Source organism: Lyngbya confervoides BDU141951 (assembly GCF_000817775.3).
Classification (GTDB): Bacteria; Cyanobacteriota; Cyanobacteriia; order Thermosynechococcales; family Thermosynechococcaceae; genus Lyngbya; species Lyngbya confervoides.
The window spans coordinates 1-2,196 of record NZ_JTHE03000090.1; the positions used below are offsets into that span (position 1 = coordinate 1).

The following is a 2,196-nucleotide window of genomic DNA, read 5'->3' on the forward strand; positions in this document are numbered from 1 at the left end:
TGATAGGAAATTACATTATCGCTCAAATTCAGATATTGAAAGGATTAACACTGACCCAGGCAACGGAACCAGTGCCTCAGTTCACCTCCCAGGGAAAACTGCTTTCCAAGAACCTCACCACCTACAAAATTCCAGATATTTTCTTCATGCCTCAGCAGCTAGAGATTCAGTTCCGCGAAAGGGAGAATCAGTTCCTCACACCCTACGGATCTAAGGCGGTGGGTGAACCCCCGCTGATGTATGGCATTGGAGTATTTTTTGCCATTCGCCATGCGATGCGGGCGTTTCGGCCAAACGCAAAGCTGACGTTTAAGACTCCCCTGACGCCTGAACAGGTGCTTTGTGCGCTCTATGCCGAAGAATTGGGGCAAATTTTGAGCCGACTGGGCCCAGACGCTAGTGTCGAAGATCACACAATCGTTTCATCGACATGATGCCCCAGATCCAGTTTTGGAAAACCTTACTCCAGGCACTCCAGCGAGGCCAATCGGTTTTTCTTGCGTTGGTGGTGGGGCATACCAAAGGGTCTCCGGGCACCACGGGCGCCAAGCTGCTGGTGACTTCTGAGGGAACAATCGCCGGGACCGTTGGGGGTGGCATCATGGAGCATCGCATCATTGAACGAGCCACACAGGTTCTTCAAGGCGGATCCTTCAGGCCAGAAATCCAAACACTGGTTCATTGCCAGGAAGGGACAGGTCAAAAATCAGGCTTGATTTGTGCTGGGAGCCAAACCAACCTGTACTACCTGTGCTCTCCCACATCCGACGCTACATTGATGGATCAGTTGGCCGTCTTGCTTGGTCAAGACAATCCTGCAATCCTTTGGATTTCTCCAGCGGAAATGGCCATTAGACCAGGGTCCGTGAGTCTGAGACAACCAATCATTCATTTGACCTATTCAGCTGAAGCATGGCTGTACCAAGAGCAGCTTTTTAACCGAAGACGCCTAGCAATTTTCGGGGGAGGGCATTGTGCTCTAGCACTATCGCGGGTCATGGAGGATCTCAACTATGCGGTCTGTGTTTTTGACACTCGACCTAATTTAAAACCCTGCCAACAGAATGCTTCTGTCCCACTTCAGATTCTAGAAGACTATAAAACGGCTGGAGAAACACTCTCTTATCCTGAGATCACTTGTGTGGCAGTGATGACGACAGAAGTCTGTACGGATGTTCGGGCGCTGCTAGGAGTGGTGCGTCGTCCGTTTCCCTATATTGGGGTGATGGGAAGCCCCGCAAAACTATCAACCATTTGGGCACACCTACAACAAGCTGGGGTGTCAACGGATGACTTAGCTAACCTCTATGCCCCGATTGGTTTGCCATTGAACAGTCACACGCCTGAGGAAATTGCCATAGCGGTCGCCGCCCAAATTCTGCAAGAACGCGACCGTTGGGAGTTTTGGCGGCAGGACCGGGGCGATGCACTTGCCCAAGCGATCTGAGTCTCTCCTCCCATTGAGGGCAATTGGCATGGCGCTTCTCCTAACTTGCATGTTCGGGGGAAATCAAGTTGCGAGCAAAATCGCGCTGGACACCTTTCCCCCTTTACTCTGCGGAGCTTGGGCCTTTAGTCTCGCAACGCTTTCGTTGGGGATTTATGCCCAGCGGCGCAGAGTTCAGCTATGCCCTCCTTCCCGGCAAGTCTGGGCTTACCATGCTCGGTCGGCGCTTTTATTTTTAGGGTTCAATGCCGTGGCATTGGTTGGTTTACAATTGACTCTAGCCAGTCGTGCCAGTATTTTTATTGCCCTGCATCCGTTTTTTGTGATTATTTTTAATCAATTGATTCGTAGGGATGAGCGGATAGGTCCGGGGCAGCTAGTGGGCCTGGCTTTGGCGACGGTGGGCGTGCTACTGGTGTTGAGCGATCGCCTTCAGGGTGATGTCGGGACTAGCGGGGCGGGAGATGGGTTACTTCTACTTTCAGCTGCGCTTTTGGGCCTTTCGATTTTACAGATTCGCCAGGTTACTCATTACGTTTCGGCTTTGCAGGCTACCTTCTGGCAAATTGGGTTGACGGTTCCTGCTTTTTGGATAGGTTCGCTACTCCTTGAAGCACCCCTACGCTTATCCTATAACTTGTTACCCTGGACTGGGATTATTTACATGGGATTAGGTAACTACTCAGGCTGAAGTAAGAAAGGTTTGGGGCTTCCAGAAAATAGAGCAATGAGAGCATCCACGACATTGT

Annotated in this window: 3 protein-coding genes; all 3 read left to right on the plus strand. The window is 51.1% G+C overall.

Translation table 11 applies throughout. The annotated features are described in order from the left end of the window. On the plus strand, nucleotides 1–434 hold a 434-nt coding region (locus QQ91_RS15580; protein WP_236096275.1), incomplete at its 5' end, for a hypothetical protein. Continuing rightward, entirely contained in the window at nucleotides 431–1,447 is a 1,017-nt protein-coding gene (locus QQ91_RS15585; RefSeq protein WP_166284041.1) for an XdhC family protein, read from the plus strand. The genes QQ91_RS15580 and QQ91_RS15585, both read left to right, overlap by 4 nt. Before the next feature lie 28 nt (nucleotides 1,448–1,475). Next, nucleotides 1,476–2,138 (plus strand): DMT family transporter, encoded by a 663-nt coding sequence (locus tag QQ91_RS15590; RefSeq protein WP_166284043.1) that lies wholly within the window; start codon nucleotides 1,476–1,478, stop codon nucleotides 2,136–2,138. Nucleotides 2,139–2,196: the final 58 nt, after the last annotated feature.

Coding starts and splice junctions, on each gene's coding strand:
- QQ91_RS15590 (WP_166284043.1), top strand. CDS start 1,476: ATGGCGCTTCTCCTAACTTGCATGTTCGGGGGAAATCAAGTTGCGAGC.
- QQ91_RS15585 (WP_166284041.1), top strand. CDS start 431: ATGATGCCCCAGATCCAGTTTTGGAAAACCTTACTCCAGGCACTCCAG.